Source organism: Candidatus Aciduliprofundum sp. HYA1 (assembly GCF_056175085.1).
On sequence record NZ_CM149694.1, the window covers coordinates 812,131 to 832,469 of the forward strand.

Consider the following 20,339-nt stretch of genomic DNA (forward strand, 5'->3'; position numbering starts at 1 on the left):
CGAAATAAAGCAAAAAAATTAATAAATTCGTAATACATTACCCCAATCATGATAGTGATAATTGGATTGGGTACCGGAGGAATTTACGCTGCAAGGTGGATCAGCAGGTTCAACAGAAAGGAGGAAATAACAATAATTGAGAGGAGAAGTTACGAAACTTATTCGCCTTGCTCCATACCCCTTGTGGTTGAGGGAGCCATTGATGTTAAGGAAATAATTCATCCCTTTCCACGAACTCCTCGCATAAATCTGATTCTTGAGCATGAGGTTGTGGAGATAGACACGAAGGAAAAGAAGGTGCTCTACAGGAAGGTGGGAGATGAAGAAATAAGGGAAATCAGGTACGAAAAGCTCATCTACGGAGCAGGTGCTCGCCCCGCTGTGCCTCCGATTCCCGGTGTGGATAAAAGGGGAGTTTTCACGGTGCGCACGGTTGAAGATGCCCTAGCAATCAAGGAGTGGATAAAGAGAAGCAAAAGGGCTCTTGTTATAGGTGCCGGAGCCATTGGGATGGAGATGGCCTATGCTCTGAGAAAGAGGGGCCTTGAGGTGACCATTGTGGAAATGCTTGAGCATCCGTTTCCCAGAGCCCTGGATGGGGACATGGCGAATATAGTTAAGGAGCGTCTTGAGTCCATGGGTATAAGGTGCCATTGCAACAGCAAGGTTGAGAGGATAACAGGAGATGAGGAAGTGGAGGGTGCAATTGTGAATGGAGAGCCGGTTGAGGCAGATATGGTCATACTGAGTGTGGGTGTGAGGCCAAACACGGAACTTCTACAGGGTAAGGTTAAAATGGACGATAGGGGCTATGTGCTTGTAAATGAGAGAATGCAAACCTCGGATCCCAATATATACGCGGTGGGTGATTGCGTTCGCACTCCCTACGGTATTCTGCAACTTGCAACAATTGCTGCCCGTGAGGGAATAGTGGCGGGCATAAATGCTGCCGGAGGAAACGCCATATACACGAGGCACACGGGGGCATTTGTATCTGCCATGGGAAATTTCGAAGTGGCCTGCGTTGGTGGAAGAAGCGAAATATATGGGAGGGGACATTTGACCATAACTCCGTATTCAAAACACGATGTTTATGTGAAGATATTCTCTGATAAGCAGGGAAACATTGTGGGTGCTCAGGCAGTTGGATACCAGGCCTCCAAGAAAATAGATATTGTATCTGCCCTCATGCGTGGGGGTGGGAAAATATTGGACTTGGCCTTTATGGAGCATGCCTACTGTCCCGCATCTGCACATCTATACGACGTGATAAACATTGCCGCAAACAACGCAATGAGGAGAATAAAAATTGAAAAGTACGAGGTTTAACCGGTTACGCGGATTATATCCATCAGAAACTCATCAAATTTTTTGCTCAGCACATCCAGTTTTTTCTTGAAATCCTCTATTGAGTCCTCCTCCTTTATTATGGAGAGCACGTCTGCAAGGTCACTCACGTAAACCTTGATCTTTTTCAGATCCTCAAGGGCACTTTCATCGCCATCGTCTATCCTCGCCAGTATGTCAAGAAGTGACTCCTCTATCGTGTCAAACAGGTCTTCCACGTTCATGGGTGGGGATTATTCAAGAATTATTTAAGGGTATCCTTGCGCATTATTTTAATCTATAAATCCATTTACCCCTATGAACGTGATAAGGCCGAGAATTCATAAATCCGCGTACATTGCACCTACAGCAGTGATCATAGGAGATGTGGAGATTGCCGAAGGGGTCAGTGTTTGGGACGGTGTGGTTTTGCGTGGAGATGTGGCACCCATAAGGATCGGAAGGAACTCAAATGTGCAGGACAACGCCGTTTTTCACGGGGATTATGGGCAGCCCACCATCGTTGGAGAGAACGTGACAATAGGGCATATGGCCGTTGTACACGCCGCCAGGATTGGGAACAACGTGATAGTGGGGATCCATGCCGTGGTGCTGAACGGTGCGGAGATAGGCGATGGAAGTGTTATAGGTGCAGGTGCCGTTGTAACGCCTGGGACAAAGATACCTCCAAAGAGCCTGGTACTCGGGATTCCCGGCAAGGTGGTACGGCAGGGTGATGATGTTGAAAGAATGGCCATTGAGAATGGGGAAATTTATCAGAGAATAAGGGATGAGCATCGCAGTGGGAAATACGCAAGGTTCATACCTTGATGAGCTCCTGATACTTCAGGATGAAATCGTCAAAACCGAAGGGTGGAGTGAAGGAAGCATCAACTCTCTCCCTCACCTTTCTCTCCATATCTTCATCTCCACTTATCCATATTATTTTCGTATCTCTACTCAGAATTCTTATTAAATTTGTTATGTCCACATCGTTGGGGTCATTGGAGAGGATCAGGGCTATTGTTGGATCGTGGTGTCTGTAAACATCTATTATCTCCTCTGGGGTGCTGGCAAATATGAGCCGCTTTCCCTTGAAGATTATGGGGTACAGTTTCCGCATAGATAGCCCGTGCTCCACTATCAGTACCTCTCCCATAGTTGATACTCGTACCCCTCCTTTTTAAGTGTTTTCTTATCCTTACCTAAGGATATAATCAAAAAAGAAAATTGTTTATAATGCCACACAATACCCATCCCCATGCTTGATGAAGTCGAAATCACAAAGAAAATTGTAGAATCGTATATGCGAGATTTGCTCTCATACACATCGGTGGATGTTGCAATAGTTGGTGCAGGCCCCTCTGGACTCACCGCCGCATACTATCTGGCAAAATCGGGAAGGAAGGTTGCAATTTTTGACAGGAAATTGAGCATCGGTGGCGGAATGTGGGGCGGAGGTATGATGTTCAACAAGATAGTTGTTCAGGAGGATGCCAAGCACATACTGGACGATTTCAGCATAAATTACGAAAGGATGGGTGATTACTACGTGGCGGATTCTGTGCACTCCGTCACGGCTCTTACCTATCATGCTACAAAGGCGGGGGCAAAAATATTCAACTTGATAGGTGCTGAGGATGTGATAATCAAGAACAATCGCGTATCCGGACTTGTTATAAATTGGAGCGTCATTGGAGATTTGCCAATAGACCCACTATCCGTTTACTCCAAGTATGTTGTTGACGCCACGGGCCACGAGAGCGAAGTTGTCAAAACCCTTGTCAGGAAAAACAATATAAAGTTGAACACCCCCTCGGGTGAGATTGAGGGTGAACACAGCATGGACGCAGATATTGCAGAGAGCGCCGTTGTGGAAAACACAAGGGAGATATATCCCGGGATTTTCGTTGCAGGTATGGCTGCCAATGCCGTGTTTGGCTCGCCCAGAATGGGCCCAATATTCGGGGGCATGCTCCTGAGTGGAAAGAAGGTGGCGGAGGAGATAATCAAGAGGTTGCAGTAATCCACTGCAGTGCAGGATTTTAAACTATCTAAAACTTTTTATATGTAGAATTGCATACACATTATAGGGTGATATTTATGAAGTCTCTCATTAAGGAAGCATTGGCCCGGGCAGAAGTGAAGGCCACGGAACCTCAGGGAATTGTTATAGAATCTCAGGAGGATAAAGAGTTAGAGGAAATGCTCAAGAGTTTGAGGACAAATATCAAGATCGTTGGCTGTGGAGGCGGAGGGAGCAATACAATAAGTCGAATAATGGAAGAGGGCATATATGGAAACGTTGAACTGATAGCCGCGAATACGGACGCTCAGCATCTTCTCATCACAAAGGCTCACAGAAAGGTTCTTCTTGGAAAGAGGATCACCAGGGGGCTTGGAGCAGGAGCATTGCCTCAGAGAGGTATGGAGGCTGCAAGGGAGGTGGAGGATAAAATACGGGAACTCCTTCAGGGCGCCGATATGGTTTTCATAACCTGCGGTCTGGGTGGGGGTACGGGCACGGGAAGCGCCCCCGTTGTGGCCCAGATAGCAAAGGAACTCGGTGCTCTTACCATTGCAATATGCTCCCTGCCCTTCAAGGCAGAGGGCAAGATGAGGACCGAGAATGCAGAATGGGGCCTTGAGAAATTGAGGGAAACTGCTGATACAGTTATAACAATTCCAAACGACAAGTTGCTGGAACTGGTTCCAAGATTGCCTCTAAATCAGGCGTTTAAATTCGCAGATGAGGTTCTCATGCGTGCCATCAAGGGATTAACCGAGATGATAACCAAGCCAGGCCTGGTTAACCTGGACTTCAATGATCTGAAGACCGTTATGAAGGGTGGCGGCGTTGCAATGATTGGCCTTGGTGAAAGCGAAGGTGTCGGTGAGGAGCGTGCCCTTGAAGCACTGGAAGATGCCATCAATTCTCCACTTCTTGAGGTGGATATATCAACTGCCACAGGTGTGCTTGTGAATGTGGTGGGCAGTGCGGATATGACGATAAGCGAGGCGGAGCGTGCGGTGGAGGAACTGCATAAGAAGGTGGCAAAGAACGCCCGGATTATATGGGGCTGTGCCATAGATCCCACCTACGAGCGGCGCATCTCAGTGCTCGTGGTTGCCACAGGGGTAAAGAGCAAGCAGATACTCGGTAAGGTAACAGCAGAGGAACTCAAGGCACAGTACGGTGTGGATGTTATCCGCTGAAAGTAATGAAAGGGAAGCGCTGCATTATCTCTCCCTATCTTTTTTGATAAACTTTATTTTTGGTATTATTGGCTGGATCATATCCTTTATGACCCTTGGGTTCGTGCTTTTCTCCACAATGCCTCTTAATTCTCCTGCTCACATTCTCTCTCCCGCGTCTCTTATGCCCACACTCACTGTTAATGCTCTTGGAGTGGTCATCTCCATCTACTACCTATGGCACGGGTTTGATTTAATGGAAAAAATCCTGCCAAACGTTTCTCTGGGAAAAACGGGGTCCATCTTGCTCATCTTTTCAGTCTTCGTTTATCCCTCTTTACTTTCGCTCTTTGTGATAGGTCCAGCATTTCCCGGTTCCCCCGGCCCCATAATGCTCGTTTTCTTCATTGCAGGGGCTCTTGGAGTTATTGGCCTGGTTGGGTTCATAATGGTTCTCATAGCTATTTATCGTATAGGCGATCATTACAACAGCACGATTGTAAAGCTCGGCGCGATACTGATGATATTCATTGGTATTGTGGGAGCCATTCTCCTTTTCGTAGGATTCAAGGATCTTGAAAACAATCCCCGTGGAAAAAAGGCCACGGTTCTTCCACCACCTCCACCGTGGTGATAAGTTTAAATAGGATTTCTCAATCTTCAATCCGGTGATGCATTATGTGGAATGGTCCTCTTAAGAAACTGGATTCTTTTCGCTGGGAGATACCCAGGGACTACAAGCCGGGTATGAACGTGCCGGGCATAATATTTGCCTCCCAGCACATGATTGAGCAGATCAAGCATGATAATGCTCCAGAGCAGGTTGCTAACGTTGCCACGCTTCCGGGCATAGTCAGGGCAAGTATGGCAATGCCGGATATCCACTGGGGATACGGATTTCCGATTGGCGGGGTGGCAGCATTTGATGCCGAGGAAGGCATAATATCTCCGGGGGGAGTGGGCTACGATATAAACTGTGGAGTGCGACTTTTGAGAACAGATCTTGAGGAAAAGGATGTGCGTCCCAAGTTGAAGGAACTCGTGGACACAATATTTGTGAACGTTCCCTCAGGAGTGGGTGAGAAGGGCAAACTCCGCCTCACATTTCAGGAATTGAACAAGGTTCTTGATTACGGAGCAAAGTGGGCCGTGGAGAACGGATACGGGTGGAACGAGGATCTGGATCGATTGGAAGAGGGTGGAAGCATAAAATATGCGGATCACACCAAGGTCAGTGAGAAGGCAAAAAAGAGAGGTGCACCCCAGCTTGGCACCCTTGGTGCTGGAAACCACTTTCTGGAGGTGCAGATGGTTGATAAGATCTACCTTCCTGATGTTGCCAAAAAATTCGGAATAACCCATGAGGGACAGATAATGGTTATGATCCACACAGGTTCCCGTGGTCTGGGACATCAGGTTGCAAGTGACTACATCCGTGTTATGGAAAGTGCATCGAGAAAGTACGGTATAAAACTTGCAGATCCCCAGCTTGCATGCGCTCCCGTGAAGAGCAAGGAGGCGGAGGATTATTTTGCAGCCATGAGTGCAGCGGCCAATTTCGGATTCACAAACAGGCAACTGATAATGCACTGGGTTCGCGAGTCCTTTGGTAAGGTGTTCGGTGAGGATCCTGAGGATCTTGGAATGCACCTCGTATATGGGGTGGCCCACAATATAGCGAAATTGGAGGAGCACACTGTTGATGGGAAGAGGATGAAGGTTTATGTGCATCGCAAGGGTGCAACAAGGGCCTTTGCAGCCGGCAGGCCAGAATTGACTGATATATACAGGGACGTTGGTCAGCCCGTGCTGATACCCGGAGATATGGGTACTGCCTCCTATGTTCTTGTTGGCACGCAGAAGGCCATGGAGGAAACATTTGGCTCAACATGCCACGGGGCTGGTAGAGTTATGAGCAGGCATCAGGCTCTGAGAAGATTCCGCGGTGAGCAGGTCAAGAGGGAACTGTGGGAGAAGAAACGCATATATGTGCGCAGTGCCAGTAACAGGGTGGCTGCCGAGGAGGCGCCGGGTGCTTACAAGAACGTGGACGATGTGGTTCGTGCCGTGGAGGGTGCTGGCATATCCAGAATAGTTGCGAGGATGGTGCCTCTGGGCGTGGTTAAGGGATAACTCTCGCACCAATTATTTTTCTATTTCTCTGTCGAATACATTTGCACACGTGTTCAAATTTTTCAAAAATAATCGAAATATTTAAAATATTCATTAGCATACCCCTATGGTGATAAAAAATGGCGTTTAATCCTGCAAGCGATGGATTTATGTTGATCGCCGCGGCGCTGGTTTTCATAATGACTCCTGGACTGGCGCTGTTTTATGGCGGTTTGGTGAACAGAAAAAACGCAACTACAATGATGATGCAAAACTTCTTCTCTGCAGGGTGGACAACGATACTCTGGGTATTCTTTGGTTTCAGCCTGGCATTTGGTCTGGATGTAAGTGGAATTATCGGAAATTACAAGTACTTCTTTTTGAGCAACATAACACCATCCACCCTTTTCCCAGGAAATGACCAGATAAGTATGCTGACATTTATGGTGTACCAGCTGATGTTTGCCATAATAACCCCCATTCTGATGACCGGAGCATTTGCGGATAGAATGAGATTCAAGGGATTCATTGTTTTCATCACACTTTGGTTGTTCCTGGTGTATTTCCCATTCGCCCATTGGCTCTGGGGTGGCGGTTTTCTAGCAAACTGGGGTGTTGAAGATTTTGCAGGTGGAATAGTGGTCCATACCAGTGCAGGTTTTGGTGCTCTGGCTGCCATTGCTTACCTTGGAAAGAGAAAGTTCCCCAAGGAAGGTAATCACAGTCTGCCTCTTGTTCTACTAGGAACTGCACTTCTATGGTTTGGATGGTTTGGATTCAACGCTGGCTCTGCTCTTAGAGTGGATGTGGACACAAACATTGCATTCGTAAACACTATGGAAGCGGCGGCTTTTGCGGCAATTACCTGGATGTTCATCGACTACTGGAGAAATAAAAAGTGGAGTGCACTTGGATTCCTTACAGGTTCCATTGCGGGACTTGCCACAATAACCCCGGCTGCAGGGTTTGTTACCCCTCAGGCGGCTATGGCTATAGGAATACTGGCAGCGATAATCTGCCATCTGGCTGTGGACTTCAAGAACAAGAGAGGATGGGATGATTCCCTTGATGTTTGGGGAGTACACGGAATCGGTGGCTTCTCAGGAATAATCCTGTTGGGAATATTTGGCAGTGCGGCCATTCTTGGAAGCAATGGCTTGATTTACGGCAACGTTGTGTTCTTTGCCAAACAGGTTGCTGCTGCTGTAATGTGTGCAGTGTACGCGTTTGTGGTTACCTATGCAATCATGTGGATAACAGACAGAATAACACCCCTGAGAGTTCCTGAAGAAGAAGAAAAAGAGGGACTGGACGCAGTAGAGTGGGCTGAGTCCACATATCTAAATGCGGATTAAATTTCTTTTTATTTTTAACTCTTCTTTTTATCTCCCAATACTTTTTATATTCAATTTCCATCTCTTTTTTATGGAAGCGGGTACGCGGGAAAAGGGTGATGTTTTCGTTCAGATTGAACCCAGTGATGAAAGGGAAGTTGTTGTGAAGAGCAAACTTGAAAGGTTGTATGGAGATGCAATCCGTGCCACCGTCGATGAAATGACCAGGGAGCTGAAAGCCAGGATATTGGTTGAGGATATGGGTGCATTGGATTGGGTTCTTCGTGCCAGGCTCGAGGCAGCCATAAGAAAATTCGGGGGTGAGGACCTATGAAGTTGAGGCGAACCAGGTTGTACATTCCCGGCAACAATCCGCATCTCGTTGAGAATGCAGGTCTCTACGGTGCGGATTGCGTCATTCTTGATCTTGAGGATTCTGTACCCATAACGCAGAAATTTGATGCTCGCATCCTCGTGAAGTACTCTTTGCAGAATGTGGATTTTGGAACAAGCGAAAAGTGGGTTCGCATAAATGGAATAGACACGCCCTACTGGAAAAGGGATCTTAGGGAAGTGCTCCCATTTGTGGATGTGATTAACCTTCCAAAGGTTGAGAGTACGGCAGAACTTGAACTTGCCGATGAGGAGATTAGCCTCATTGAGGATGAGTACGATCTTGAACCCAGGAAGATAGTGCCCATAATCGAGACGGTGCGAGGATTGGCCAATGCCAGGGAGATTGCCTCTCATCCCCGTGTTGTGGCTCTTGCCTGGGGTGGTGAGGATTTGACCGCTGATCTGGGCATTCCAAGGAAGAAGGCACTGATTCTGGAGCATGTGCGTGCCGAGATAGTTTTCGCTGCCAAGGCCAATAAAAAGCAGGCCCTTGATACTGTGTTCAGCAATGTTCGCGATGTGGATGCTCTCTTTGAATACGCCCAGAGAGCAAGGTACATGGGATTTGATGGCATTGGCGTGATACATCCCAATCAGATTGAGGTTGTGCACCGTGCATTCAGGCCCACGGAGGAGGAGATAGAGGAGGCAAGGAAAATAATAGAAGCGGCAAAGGAGGCCGAGAGGGAGGGTAAGGCTGTGGTGGCCTTGAACGGAAGAATGATAGACCCTCCCGTGGTGGAGAGGGCAAAGAAGATCCTCGCTTACGCGGAGGTGGAGTGAATGCCCGTAAACGCCGTTGGTCGTGAGGTGCCCAGCGAGATAAATGGCCAGAGATTCAAGCCGTTCGCAGGAGATTTGAAAACCCCTCCAGAGGGAAGAAGGGCGGGCTCGCTCATCCGCATGGCTCCACGTGGGAGAGATAAGGTTGTGAGCTCAATTGAAGAGGTCATAAGGAAAGTTGGGCTTGAGGATGGAATGACAGTGAGTTTCCACCACCATCTCCGCAACGGAGATTATGTGGTGAACATGGTGATGGAAACCATAAGGAAGATGGGCATAAAAGATATACGGGTTTTTCCAACCGCGCTTTTCCCGGTGCACGAGCCCCTTGTACCCATGCTCAGCGATGGAACCATAAGGAGGATAGAGGGAAGCATGAACGGTCCCCTCGGTGAGGCAACGAGCTACGGAGCTATGCGCGAGACCGCAGTGCTCCGCTCCCACAGTGGCCGTGTGAGGGCGGTGGAAAGTGGGGAGGTGCATATTGATGTTGCATTCATCGCCGCACCAACCGCGGACAGGTATGGGAATCTCAACGGTGTGGATGGCCCTTCCGCATGCGGCCCACTTGCCTACGGCATGGTGGATGCCTATCATGCTGATCATACTGTGGCCATAACTGATAATCTCGTGCCCTATCCTGCGCATCCCATAAGCATATTCCAGCACCAGATTGACTATGTGGTGCCAGTTGATAAAATAGGGGATCCCCAGGGCATAATGTCCGGAACGCTGCGCATAACCACATCGCCTTCAAGATTGAAGATAGCCAGGTACGCGCTTGAAGTCATTGATAGAGTGGCCCTGCGCGACGGCTTTTCCTTCCAGGCGGGAGCGGGAGGAATCTCGCTTGCAGTTACCAAATTCCTGGGAGATTTGATGCGAAAGAGGGGAATAAGGGCATCTTTCATAAATGGTGGGGTAACAAAGTACGTGGTTGACATGCTTCACGAGGGCCTTGTGGATGTGGTTTTTGATGGTCAGGCCTTTGATCTTGATGCCGTTAGATCCCTTAAGGAGGATGCGAACCACATAGAAACGCCCCTTGCCATGTACGGAAACCCATATTCCTCTGGAGGCATAGTGAACATGCTGGATGTTGGAGTTCTCGGTGCCACGGAGGTGGATGTGGATTTCAATGTGAATGTTAACACGCACAGCGATGGTCTTTTGCTTCATGGCATTGGAGGGCATCAGGAGGTCGCCGCCGGTTCCGCGCTCACCATAGTGACCGTTCCCCTTTACAGGTACCGTGTTCCAGTTATACGTGAGCGTGTCACGACGGTTACCACACCCGGCGAGGTGGTGGATGTAGTGGTTACAGAGCATGGAATAGCGATTAACCCGAAGAGGGACGATATAATTGAGGCAATGCGCGGTTCCAAAGTGCCCATATTCGATATTCAGGATCTGCAGAAGAAGGCGGAGAGGATATGTGGAAAGCCCCAGGAGCCGAAAACAACGGATGATATAATCGCAGCCATACTATGGAGAGATGGAACTGTAATTGATGTGGTTTACAAGGTCAAAAAGTAATTTCCTTTTTTTAATTTTTGAAAAATTTTTAAGGATGGTGACAGCGAACCGTGCTTCCCGGGAGCTCGCGCATCCCAGTACGCACACGGTACGCGGGCGGGCTTAACTGCCGGGTTCGGAATGAGACCGGGTGTTTCCCCGCCGCTATGACCGTCACCAACCCGTGTATATCAGTGAGATATTTAACCCTTTCGCTTATATCAATCCCACGCTCTCAAGTTCTTTCTTGAGTTTCTTTATGGCCTCTACAATTTCTTCCTTCTTCTTTGCTCCTGTGCATACGACCTTGCCGGAGCCGAAGAGAAGAAGCACGACCTTTGGCTCTTCAATGCGATAAACTAGTCCTGGGAACTGCTCTGGCTCGTATTCCACGTTTTCAAGTCCCAGGGACATGGCTATATCTGTCAGGTTAAGTTCCACGCCAAGATCATACACAGCCACTATGTTCTGCACCACTATTTTTGGATTATCGTAAACATCTATGCCTGCAGCCTTGAGTTTGTCTACCAGAATCTTTATGGTTTTTTCTACCTTTTCAATATCCTTTGCCCCTGTGCAGTTAACCTTTCCGCTACGGAATATGAGCACGGCCGTTTTGGGCTCCGGCAATCTGTAAATAAGTCCGGGGAACTGCTCTGGCTCGTACTCTGCCCCGTCCAGGGCGAGGGCAATTTTGCTCAAATCAAGTTTATCTGCCAATGATGTAGAAGCCACTATATTCTCTATCTGCACCTTCTCCATTTCATCCTCCATCTAAATCACCTTTAAATAGGGTATGGATAGGTTATATATAAACACTTCACAAAATAAAATGGGGAGTGGGGCCGCCGAGATTTGAACTCGGGTCGCCACCGCCCCAGGGTGGTAGGATGCCAAGCTACCCTACGGCCCCATGCTTGGCTCAGTCAAAGGCCATTGTGTCGTCTATGAGATCCACATGGCTCAGAATCATCCTGCGGCAGCAGTATCTGCGTACCCCTATCTCATCAAATATTTTCTGAATCTCATCGGGGGTGGGTTCCCTGTTTTCAGTCTCCCTTATCAGGTTCACCTTGTTCACGAAGGCAATGTAATCGGATGCTATCACACGGCCGCAGGAGAAACATCTCACAGGTATGATCACGTGAATCACCTGTAAGATTTCTGCCTGCGTTTCCTTGCACCGCGACCCAGTGGTAGTTTGGGCAACTTGCGGCGCACATCATTCACCAGCAGGGTTCTATCGTAACTCTTGTATATCTTCTCAATTTCCGGATCGTTGAAGTACTTTAATATTGCTCTAGCAACAGCCGTTCTGGATGCCTCTGCCTGGCCCATAACGCCTCCGCCCTTGACCCTTATGTCAACATCCACATTGTTGGCCTTCTCACCTATGAGGGCCACAGGCTCCATAATGGTCAATCTTGCAAGTTCGGGCTCGTAAATTTCAAGGGGTACATGATTAACGCGAATTCTGCCCTTACCCTCTTTAACCACGGCGCGGGCAATTGCAGTTTTTCTCTTTCCGCTTGCAATGGCAACCTTCATCATATCACCTCAACTTGGCACCCAACTGAATGGATAGATCCTTGAGCGTTATAAAACCTTCAAGTTTATTATTCTTTGCATCTTCAAGCACTTCAAATTCTCTGCTCTTCAGTTCCTTTGGCACGCCCATATAAACCTTCAACCTTTTGTATGCTTCCTTTCCATGGGATTTTTTGATCGGAAGCATTCCTTTTACTGTTCTTCTCAGAATTCTATCGGGCATTCTTGGATAGTGGGGGCCCTTGCGCACACTTCCTATGTTTCTTCTCTCCTTGTACTTCTCTATTATGAATGATTTGTTCCCAACGATGACAGCCTTCTCTGCATTCACTATGATTATTTCCTCTCCGTTGAGCAATCTCTTTGCCACTATGCTGGCCAGCCTGCCCAAAACGGCATTATCTGCATCAATGATCGTCATCACCATCACCCCATGATCCTAACGTTGGAGCCCGTGGGATTTTTCTTCATAAGCTCCTTTATCGTCATGGTCTTTCCACCAATGCTCTCAATTTTTTCCTTGGCGCCTTTTGAGAATTTCCATGCGGCCACAGTAACCTTCTTTGTGAGAATTCCAGATCCCAGAACCTTCCCGGGAACGAGAATCACATCGCCATCGTTGGCGTAACGCTCAATGCGACTCACGTTTACCTCCGGCCAGACACGCAAAGGTCTTTCAAGACGCTCTGCAATGTCTCGCCAGATAGGCGCGTTCTTCTTTTTCGCTTGTATCCTTAGCTCCGTGAGGAGCTTTACCAGTTCAGGATTATTTTTCGCCATATCTGACTCCTCCGACATTGCGATTATGCTCGCCATGCCCATACCCTTTATAAATTTTTCTTATCCCGACACAAATATTTATTTAAGGAATCACATTAAGCCCCATGGATTTTGCGGAAATAGAGCGCAAGTGGCAGAGAAAATGGCAGGAGGATAGAATCTTCGAGCCTAAGGTGGAAAAAAGGAAGAAGTTCTTCATAACCGTGCCCTATCCCTACATGTCTGGATCTCTTCACATCGGGCACGGGAGGACATTCACCACGGGAGACATAATTGCCAGGTTCAAGAGATTGCAGGGATACAACGTGCTCTTTCCCATGGCCTTCCACGTGACGGGCACTCCCGTTCTCGCCATAGCAGATGCCATTCGCAGCGGGGACGAGAGGGTGATCAATCTTTACAGGGAGTACGTGCGCATATACGAGAATGATGAAAAAAGGGTGGAGGAGATCGTTGCTTCATTCGTTGAGCCAGAGAACATAGCGAGGTACTTCGCAGAAAAAACTCAGCAGGACTTCATAGGGATGGGTTACAGCATTGACTGGCGCAGGAAGTTCCATACGGCAGAGCCCATTTACAACAAATTTGTGGAATGGCAGTTCAAGAAACTCTACGATAAGGGCGTTATAAAGAAGGGGGCATATCCGATAACGTATAGCCCCGTGGATGGAAATCCTGTGGGTGAGGACGACATTGAGGATGGGGATGTGAACAAGGTAAGCATAATGGAATTCACAGCCATAAAATTTGAATTTGAGGATGGATACCTCGTTGCCGCCACGCTCAGGCCCGAGACAATATTCGGTGTCACCAATCTCTGGATAAACCCCAATGCCGAGTACTGCGAGGTATTGGTGAATGGGGAGAAGTGGTGGATCTCAAGGGAGGCAGCCGAGAAGTTGAGTTACCAGAAGGAGGGTGTTAAGAGGGGAAAATGCGTGAAAGGCGTGTATTTTGTGGGGAAAAATGTTGTTGAGCCTTCAGAAGGGCGCGAAGTGCCCGTGTTACCTGCGGATTTTGTGGATCCTGACAATGCAACAGGCGTGGTTTATTCCGTGCCCGCTCATGCGCCGTACGATTATCGTGCCCTTGAGGATCTCAAGGGCAACGAGGAATACCTGCGAAAATTCGGGCTTGACCCAGAGGAGATAGGGAGTATCGAACCCATAAAGATAATCGAGATTGAAGGATATGACATACCTGCAAGGGACATATGCGAGAGAATGGGCATAAAGGATCAGAATGATCCAAGGCTGGAGGAAGCAACACAAATAATATACAAGGACGAGTTCTACAGTGGCGTGCTCAACGAGAAATGTGGGAAGTTTGCAGGCATAAAGATAAACGAGATAAAGGATGAGGTTAAGAACTGGCTTAAGGGTATTGGCAAGGCCGATGTTTTCTACGAAACTTCTAGAAAGGCTGTCACGCGCAATGGACACAAGGTCATCGTCGCTGTTCTCCAGGATCAATGGTTCATAGATTACACACCATCCTGGTGGAAGGAAGCCGCCCACAGGGCTGTGGATAAAATGCTCTTCTATCCACAAAAATACAGGGATATAATGCACGGCATAATTGACTGGCTTGAAAAGAGGCCATGCGCCCGCAAGAGGGGGCTTGGCACGAGGTTCCCCTGGAACAGGGAGTGGATCATAGAGAGCCTGAGCGATTCCACCATATACATGGCCATGTACACCATAGCCCACGTAATAAGAGGAGAGAACATAGGGCCTGAGCAGTTGAGTGAGGAGTTCTTTGACTACGTATTTTTGGGTAAGGGTTCTGCCTCTGAAGTTTCAAAGATCACGGGCATAGAGGGAAGAATAGTGGAGGAGATGCGCTCAGAGTTCCTGTACTGGTATCCAAACGATGAGAGACACACAGCACCTCCTCATCTCAGCAATCATCTGGCCTTCTTCATAATGCACCATACGGCCATATTCCCAGAGAAACACTGGCCAGGTGGGATAACGTTGAACGGGCTGATGATTCGGGAGGGGGCAAAGATATCGAAGAGCAAGGGCAATGTGATCCCCCTCGCCCATGTGGCCGATAAATACGGCGTGGATCTCTTCAGGCTCTACTGCGCTTTGAACGCGGATCTGGACAGCGTCGTGGACTGGAGGGAGAGCGAGATTGCCTCACTTCGCAGGAGATTCGTGCAATTCGTTAATCTAGCGGAGGAGAGCATAGGCGTGGATGAATTGGAAGAACTTACCAGAATGGACAGGTGGCTGCTGTCCAGATTCTACAGGCTCTTCAGGGAAAGTGTTGCACTCTTTGAGAATTTCAGGATCAGGGATGCAATGCTCAACATGCTAATTCATTTTGTTAATGATATCAAGTACTATGAGAAGAGAGCGGGCTCAGAGCGCAGGAAAAGGATAGTCCGGAAAATCCTGGAGGACTGGCTTCTGATACTCTCCCCTGTGATACCCCACATCTGTGAGGAACTCTGGCACATGCTTGGGCATGAAAGTTACATCTCCCTTAAAACCCTTCCGCCAATAAGGGAAGATTACATTGATGATGTCGTGGAGGCCGAAGAAGAGTACATACGTTCGATTCTTGAAGACATCAGGGAAATCGTTGAGGTTGCAAGGATAAAGCCAAGCAAGATATACATTTACACTGCAGAGCCGTGGAAGTGGGAGATATTCAGGGCACTCAAAAACTCAACTCCCAGGGAAGCTATGAAAATCGCGATGCAGATTCGTAAGGGCAAGGATACAGCAGATTTCGTTAAGAGATTGCTTAAGGAGCATCTGGAGTACAGGGAGATTGACGAGGTTGGCGTTTTGAAGGAATCAAACGAGTATCTGCAAAAGGAGATGGGAGCAGAGATAATAATAAATGCAGAGTACGATCCAAGGAATAAGAGAAGGTTCTCACTTCCGCTGAAACCTGCAATTTATATTGAATGAGAGGGCAGGTCGGGATTCGAACCCGAGTGAACGGGATCTGCAGTCCCGCGCATAACCTCTCTGCCACCTGCCCTTTCTTTCGAGGAATATGATTCGGGTTTATTAGGTTTTCTCCCCTGTGGGAAATGATAAATAGGGCATTGCCCATTCTCAACTATGGGTATGGAATCCATAAACATTCACTGGTTCAAAATCATAAACTCCATGGCCGGAAAAAATCCCTATTTGGATGCTTTTATGATACTCTTTGCGCAGTATATGATTTTCATTGTGCCCCTTTACCTGATTTATCTCTTTTTCAGAAAAAATGGTGAAGATAGAAAATTTGCGATTTTTGTTCTCATATCCACCCTTTTGTCTCTATCTTTATCCATGACAATAAGCCATTTCTACTACCATCCACGGCCATTTGCAATGGGTCTTGGCACGACTCTTATATCTCACCCCACCGATAGTTCATTTCCAAGCGACCATACCACGGTAATATTCTCCTTTGCCTTGCCATTTCTGTACTTTAAGAGATACAGGGAGAGCGCTGTTTTTCTCATCATTTCCGTGCTCATAGGCTATGCGAGGATATTTTGCGGTGTGCACTTTCCCTTTGACATAATCGGAGGGTTCCTCGTGGCGTTGGTGGTTTCTTACCTCCTCTTTCTTTTCAGAACTCCCATTTACAGGTGCATATCCAGAATACCTCATCTTTCGTAGGCGGGTTTTCCAGAGATGTAGGTTGCCTGCACATCTTCTCTTCTTCCAAGGTAGATGAGGTACGAGAGCAGATCCCTGGTTTCCATTGGCTCATCCGGGGCTTTTAAAACCACAAAATCTGCCCATTTCCCGGGTTCAAGCGAGCCTATAATGTTCCCGAGATTCAGAGATTCTGCGCCTCCAAGCGTTATGTGGTAAAAGGCCTCCTCAGGGGATATTTTATTTGCGTAGGAGGCATCCCTGGCAACTTCAAGCATTGAAAAATAGGGACCAGCAGCGATATCCGAGCCGAATCCAACTCTTATGCCATACTTTCTCATTTTCTCCATACTCATTATTCCGCTGTGCAGGAAGAAGTTTGAAGATGGACAGTGCGAGATTTTCACATTTCTATTTCTCAAAATTTTCAATTCCAAATCCGACAGATGCACTCCATGGGCCAGTATGGTGCTCTCTCCCAGCAGTCCCGCATGCTCGTAAATAGAGGCATAGTTTTCATAATTGGGATGCACTCTCCTTACCATATCAATCTCGCCAGCCTGCTCAGATATGTGGGTCTGCACGTAGAGCCCTAAATTTCTGGTCATATCTCCGAGCATACGCATCAGTTCCATACTGCATGAAACTGCAAATCTGGGGGTGACCGCGTAGAAAATTCTGCTCCCATATCCATTCCATTTTTTGGCAAGTTCCACCACATCCTTTTTCGCCCTTTCCACAGTTGTTTTTATTTCATCCGGCACGTTCATATCCATCAGCACTTGGCCCATTATGAAGTGCATACCAATCTTTGCTCCTTCTTCAAACGCTACATCCGTTGCCTCCCTAAAGGGAGAGGAGAATATTGCAGCCGTTGTGGTGCCGTTTTTTACGAGATTTGAGAGGAACTTTGATGCTCTGTCCCTTGCATAATCTTCATCCGAGAACCTTGCCTCTGCGGGAAACACGTATTTTTCAAGCCACCCGAGAAGTTCCGGGCTCCACCTTGCCCGTACGTCAATTTGTGGTAGATGGGTATGAGTATCCACAAAGCCAGGGAGGATCAGGTGATCCCTGTAATCCATTGCGTTCTCCTGCCTCTCTCTTGTTATGCCCTTAACTTTTCCGTTTTCCACGACCAGATATGCATCTTTGAAATCCCTAAGTTCTCCACGCCAGTATGTTATTATCCTTGAGCGGTACGCTCTCTTCATTCCATGGCGAATTGCGGTGGTTAATTTAATACTTTTTGCGAAAACCCAAAATCTAAAATAGAAGAAATCAATATGTGCTTTGCTAAGGGAGATGATATTATGGGAGTTTTGAAAGATTCAGGACCAATAGAGTATTCCAAGGGTTTGGAAGGTGTTATTGCAGCGCTGTCCTCAATAAGCGCAATTGATGGCAATGAGGGAAAATTGATCTACAGGGGCATACCCATTGAGATGCTTGCCAAGTATTCCTCCTACGAGGAAACGGCCTATCTCCTTCTATATGGAGAGCTACCTACCAGGGAGGAACTGGATGAATTCTCCACTCAGATGAGGGAACTGAGGGTGCTTCCAAAGAAGGTTGAGGAGTGCGTTAAGGAACTACCTCCAAATCCTCATCCCATGGACATTCTCAAGGTGGCTGTGGCCCATGCCGGGCTCTACGATCCTGACCAATATAGGTGCTGCCGCGAGGGCGTGATGCGCAAGGTCATACGCATAATTGCCCAGATCCCAACGATCATTGCATACTATCACAGGGCCCGTACAGGTCAGGAGATCGTGCCACCCGATCCGGATCTTGGGCACGCCGCAAATTTCCTCTACATGCTTCATGGAAAGAAGCCTGATGAGGAAGAGGCCAGGATCTTTGACATAGCACTTATCTTGCATGCGGAGCATGGGCTCAACGCTTCCACATTCGCTGCCATGGTAACCGCTTCCACGCTTTCGGATATAAATTCAGCCATTGTATCGGCCATAGGTGCCCTAAAGGGTCCCCTGCACGGTGGAGCCAATGAAAGGGTTTTGAAGATGCTTGATGAGATAGGCTCGCCTGATAAGGCTGAGGAATATGTGCTCAACGCCCTTAAGGAGAAGCGCAGGATAATGGGCTTCGGGCACAGGGTTTACAAGACCTACGATCCTCGCGCCAGGATTTTGAAGGAGTACGCGGAGTACCTCTCTGATAAGTACAACGATAGGAAGTACATATCCATAGGTGAGAAGATAGAGGAGATAATGATCAGGGAACTAGGAAAGAAGGGAATATTCCCGAATGTGGATTTCTACTCTGGCATTGTGTACCAGTTCCTTGGCATTCCCCGTGACCTATTCACTCCCGTGTTCGCAATGGCCCGCTCTGTGGGGTGGGCTGCGCATGTTTGCGAGTACACACAGAATAATCGTATTTTCAGACCAAGAGCGTATTATACCGGACCTGATTATGTTGAGTATGTGCCCATTGAGCAAAGGAGGTAGAAACAATGGGAAAAACGATGGCTGAAAAGATAATTGGAGAGCATGTGGGAAGGGAAGTTAAGGCAGGCGAGATAGTCGTTGCAAAGGTGGACGTTGCAATGGTACAGGATGGAACAGGGCCTCTCAGTGTTCAGGTTCTTCAAAAGATGGGAATGGAGAGGGTATTTGACGGAAAAAACACCATTCTCTTCCTTGATCACGCCACTCCTTCGCCCAGGAAGGAATTGAGCAATGCCCACAAGATACTCAGGGAGTTCTCGGAGAAGACAGGAGCGTATCTTTCCGATGTGGGCGAGGGTGTGTGCCATCAGAGGCTTGTAGAATCTTGGGCCTCGCCAGGGCAGTTGATCGTTGGTGCAGATTCTCATACCTGCACATCCGGAGCTTTGGGGGCATTCGCCACGGGAATGGGAAGCACGGATGTGGCCATAGCATTTGCCCTTGGGAAGGTGTGGCTTCGCGTGCCGGAAACCCACAGGTTTTACATTGAGGGGGATTTCCCAGAGGGAGTTTACTCCAAGGATCTCATACTGCACATCATTGGTACTATTGGGGCGGATGGTGCCACCTATAAGAGCATGGAGTTCGTTGGACCAACAATTGACAGGATGAGCATGGAGTCAAGGTTCACAATAACGAATATGGCAATTGAAGCGGGAGGCAAGACAGGAATGATCCCACCGGACGAGACTACCAGAAAATATCTGGAAATGATGGGCCGGGGAGATAAATACAGAGAGATAAAAAGCGATGAGGATGCGATTTTTGAGAAGGAATACGAGTTTGATGTCAGCGAGCTTGAGCCAACGGTTTCATTCCCGCATACCGTTGACAATACCCGCACAATAACGGAGGCCAGGAAGGAGAATATAAGGATAGACCAGGTTTACATTGGAACATGCACAAATGGCCGCATTGAGGATCTGCGCGTTGCTGCCAGAATTCTTGATGGAAATAAAGTCAATAAGAAAACCAGGCTCATTGTTATTCCAGCATCGCGCCGCGTTTATCTTCAGGCATTGAAAGAGGGGCTCCTGGAGAAGTTTGTGGAGGCAGGAGCGGCCATAGAATCTCCTGGCTGTGGCCCTTGTGTTGGCATACATAAAGGTGTTCTCGCAGATGGCGAAAGGGTGCTCAGTACGCAGAACCGCAACTTCAAGGGTAGAATGGGCAATCCAAATGCGGAGATTTACCTTGCTTCACCTGCAACTGCCGCTGCGACTGCCATAGAGGGTAAGATTGCAGACCCTCGCGAGTATCTGTGA

The 20,339-nt window shown here is 48.0% G+C and carries 22 protein-coding genes, 2 tRNA genes and 1 rRNA gene; 14 read left to right on the forward strand and 11 right to left on the reverse strand.

The annotated features are described in order from the left end of the window. The first annotated feature begins 48 nt into the window (after positions 1-48). A complete protein-coding gene (locus tag AC0S1O_RS04420; RefSeq protein WP_475393131.1) occupies positions 49-1,329 on the forward strand; it encodes an NAD(P)/FAD-dependent oxidoreductase in 1,281 nt (426 codons plus the stop codon). Here AC0S1O_RS04420 and AC0S1O_RS04425 read toward each other — a convergent pair. Then, a complete protein-coding gene (locus tag AC0S1O_RS04425; RefSeq protein WP_015283509.1) occupies positions 1,326-1,571 on the reverse strand; it encodes a pseudouridine synthase family protein in 246 nt (81 codons plus the stop codon). The two genes, AC0S1O_RS04420 and AC0S1O_RS04425, sit on opposite strands and share 4 nt — an antisense overlap. Positions 1,572-1,644: 73 nt before the next feature. On the opposite strand from AC0S1O_RS04425, the gene AC0S1O_RS04430 reads away from it, so the two are divergent. Next, complete coding sequence (locus tag AC0S1O_RS04430) at positions 1,645-2,157, forward strand: gamma carbonic anhydrase family protein (RefSeq protein ID WP_475393132.1); 513 nt, start codon at positions 1,645-1,647, stop codon at positions 2,155-2,157. Here AC0S1O_RS04430 and AC0S1O_RS04435 read toward each other — a convergent pair. Further along, a complete protein-coding gene (locus AC0S1O_RS04435) occupies positions 2,147-2,485 on the reverse strand; it encodes a hypothetical protein (protein ID WP_475393133.1) in 339 nt (112 codons plus the stop codon). The genes AC0S1O_RS04430 and AC0S1O_RS04435 overlap by 11 nt on opposite strands. Before the next feature lie 102 nt (positions 2,486-2,587). Here AC0S1O_RS04435 and AC0S1O_RS04440 point away from each other — a divergent pair, with 102 nt between their 5' ends. From AC0S1O_RS04440 to citF, 8 genes are all read left to right on the forward strand, one after another. Continuing rightward, complete coding sequence (locus AC0S1O_RS04440) at positions 2,588-3,352, forward strand: sulfide-dependent adenosine diphosphate thiazole synthase (protein WP_475393134.1); 765 nt, start codon at positions 2,588-2,590, stop codon at positions 3,350-3,352. A gap of 77 nt (positions 3,353-3,429) precedes the next feature. After that, on the forward strand, positions 3,430-4,542 hold the full coding sequence (gene ftsZ / locus AC0S1O_RS04445; RefSeq protein WP_475393135.1) for a cell division protein FtsZ: 1,113 nt from the start codon (positions 3,430-3,432) through the stop codon (positions 4,540-4,542). Further along, on the forward strand, positions 4,529-5,155 hold the full coding sequence (locus AC0S1O_RS04450; protein WP_475393136.1) for a DUF973 family protein: 627 nt from the start codon (positions 4,529-4,531) through the stop codon (positions 5,153-5,155). Before ftsZ ends, AC0S1O_RS04450 begins: the two co-directional genes overlap by 14 nt. Before the next feature lie 44 nt (positions 5,156-5,199). Continuing rightward, entirely contained in the window at positions 5,200-6,654 is a 1,455-nt protein-coding gene (locus AC0S1O_RS04455) for an RtcB family protein (protein ID WP_475393137.1), read from the forward strand. A gap of 119 nt (positions 6,655-6,773) precedes the next feature. After that, a complete protein-coding gene (locus tag AC0S1O_RS04460) occupies positions 6,774-7,988 on the forward strand; it encodes an ammonium transporter (RefSeq protein ID WP_475393138.1) in 1,215 nt (404 codons plus the stop codon). A gap of 70 nt (positions 7,989-8,058) precedes the next feature. Next, positions 8,059-8,301 (forward strand): citrate lyase subunit gamma, encoded by a 243-nt coding sequence (locus tag AC0S1O_RS04465; RefSeq protein WP_475393139.1) that lies wholly within the window; start codon positions 8,059-8,061, stop codon positions 8,299-8,301. Next, a complete protein-coding gene (locus AC0S1O_RS04470) occupies positions 8,298-9,146 on the forward strand; it encodes an HpcH/HpaI aldolase/citrate lyase family protein (RefSeq protein ID WP_475393140.1) in 849 nt (282 codons plus the stop codon). Before AC0S1O_RS04465 ends, AC0S1O_RS04470 begins: the two co-directional genes overlap by 4 nt. Beyond that, positions 9,147-10,682: a citrate lyase subunit alpha gene (gene citF / locus AC0S1O_RS04475; RefSeq protein ID WP_475393141.1), complete on the forward strand. Its 1,536-nt coding sequence runs from the start codon at positions 9,147-9,149 to the stop codon at positions 10,680-10,682. Between the two features lie 35 nt (positions 10,683-10,717). Here the strand turns inward: citF and rrf are convergent. From rrf to AC0S1O_RS04510, 7 genes are all read right to left on the reverse strand, one after another. Further along, a 5S ribosomal RNA gene (rrf, locus tag AC0S1O_RS04480) occupies positions 10,718-10,840 on the reverse strand. Positions 10,841-10,877: 37 nt separating this feature from the next. Continuing rightward, positions 10,878-11,435 (reverse strand): TATA-box-binding protein, encoded by a 558-nt coding sequence (locus tag AC0S1O_RS04485; RefSeq protein WP_475393142.1) that lies wholly within the window; start codon positions 11,433-11,435, stop codon positions 10,878-10,880. A gap of 66 nt (positions 11,436-11,501) precedes the next feature. Beyond that, positions 11,502-11,574: transfer RNA gene (locus tag AC0S1O_RS04490), tRNA-Pro, on the reverse strand. 9 nt (positions 11,575-11,583) lie between these two features. Continuing rightward, a complete protein-coding gene (locus AC0S1O_RS04495) occupies positions 11,584-11,805 on the reverse strand; it encodes a DNA-directed RNA polymerase subunit N (RefSeq protein ID WP_475393143.1) in 222 nt (73 codons plus the stop codon). Between the two features lie 5 nt (positions 11,806-11,810). After that, positions 11,811-12,209 (reverse strand): 30S ribosomal protein S9, encoded by a 399-nt coding sequence (locus AC0S1O_RS04500; protein WP_475393144.1) that lies wholly within the window; start codon positions 12,207-12,209, stop codon positions 11,811-11,813. A gap of 4 nt (positions 12,210-12,213) precedes the next feature. Then, a complete protein-coding gene (locus AC0S1O_RS04505) occupies positions 12,214-12,630 on the reverse strand; it encodes a 50S ribosomal protein L13 (RefSeq protein ID WP_475393145.1) in 417 nt (138 codons plus the stop codon). Positions 12,631-12,635: 5 nt separating this feature from the next. After that, entirely contained in the window at positions 12,636-12,989 is a 354-nt protein-coding gene (locus AC0S1O_RS04510; protein WP_475394469.1) for a 50S ribosomal protein L18e, read from the reverse strand. A gap of 104 nt (positions 12,990-13,093) precedes the next feature. On the opposite strand from AC0S1O_RS04510, the gene leuS reads away from it, so the two are divergent. Further along, a complete protein-coding gene (gene leuS, locus AC0S1O_RS04515) occupies positions 13,094-15,916 on the forward strand; it encodes a leucine--tRNA ligase (protein WP_475393146.1) in 2,823 nt (940 codons plus the stop codon). A gap of 1 nt (position 15,917) precedes the next feature. On the opposite strand, the gene AC0S1O_RS04520 is transcribed toward leuS, so the two are convergent. Further along, a tRNA-Cys gene (locus AC0S1O_RS04520) sits at positions 15,918-15,989 on the reverse strand. A gap of 83 nt (positions 15,990-16,072) precedes the next feature. On the opposite strand from AC0S1O_RS04520, the gene AC0S1O_RS04525 reads away from it, so the two are divergent. Further along, a complete protein-coding gene (locus tag AC0S1O_RS04525; RefSeq protein WP_475393147.1) occupies positions 16,073-16,624 on the forward strand; it encodes an undecaprenyl-diphosphatase in 552 nt (183 codons plus the stop codon). Here the strand turns inward: AC0S1O_RS04525 and guaD are convergent. Next, positions 16,612-17,817, reverse strand: a complete 1,206-nt coding sequence (guaD, locus tag AC0S1O_RS04530; RefSeq protein WP_475393148.1) for a guanine deaminase — start codon at positions 17,815-17,817, stop codon at positions 16,612-16,614. The genes AC0S1O_RS04525 and guaD overlap by 13 nt on opposite strands. Before the next feature lie 99 nt (positions 17,818-17,916). On the opposite strand from guaD, the gene AC0S1O_RS04535 reads away from it, so the two are divergent. Beyond that, complete coding sequence (locus AC0S1O_RS04535; RefSeq protein ID WP_475393149.1) at positions 17,917-19,074, forward strand: citrate/2-methylcitrate synthase; 1,158 nt, start codon at positions 17,917-17,919, stop codon at positions 19,072-19,074. Between the two features lie 5 nt (positions 19,075-19,079). Then, positions 19,080-20,339, forward strand: coding sequence for a 3-isopropylmalate dehydratase large subunit (locus AC0S1O_RS04540; protein ID WP_475393150.1), 1,260 nt, complete (start codon positions 19,080-19,082; stop codon positions 20,337-20,339).